This is a genomic window from Pseudomonas sp. SIMBA_041 (assembly GCF_046535095.1).
In the GTDB taxonomy this organism is placed as follows: Bacteria; Pseudomonadota; Gammaproteobacteria; order Pseudomonadales; family Pseudomonadaceae; genus Aquipseudomonas; species Aquipseudomonas mucoides.
The window spans coordinates 1-249 of the sequence record NZ_JAWRXJ010000699.1 but is presented as its reverse complement, the minus strand read 5'-3'; the positions used below and the strand labels follow the sequence as shown (position 1 = coordinate 249).

At 60.6% G+C, this 249-nt stretch carries 1 protein-coding gene and 1 pseudogene; both read left to right on the top strand.

The window, feature by feature from the left end; translation table 11 throughout:
- Nucleotides 1–118: pseudogene (locus tag SB725_RS32905) on the top strand (amino acid ABC transporter permease); the annotation flags it as partial.
- Nucleotides 115–249: ATP-binding cassette domain-containing protein (locus tag SB725_RS32900; RefSeq protein ID WP_410923662.1), on the top strand; the 135-nt coding region annotated here is incomplete at its 3' end. The pseudogene SB725_RS32905 and the gene SB725_RS32900, both read left to right, overlap by 4 nt.

Sequence of the window (249 nt, the reverse complement as noted above, 5' to 3'; positions counted from 1 at the left end):
CGAGCGCACCTACGAGTCGGTGCTGATCTACGGCGTGCTGTTTCTGTTTTTCTTCTTTATCTGCTACCCGTTGTCAGCCGCCTCCCGCGTGCTGGAACGGCGCTGGACGCAAGCATGAGCGCATTGATCGAGTTCCAGGGTTTCAACAAGTTCTTCGGCCCCCAGCAGGTGCTAAAGGAAGTGGACCTCTGCGTGGCGGCGGGTGAGGTGATCGTCATCCTCGGCCCCAGCGGCTGCGGCAAGAGCACC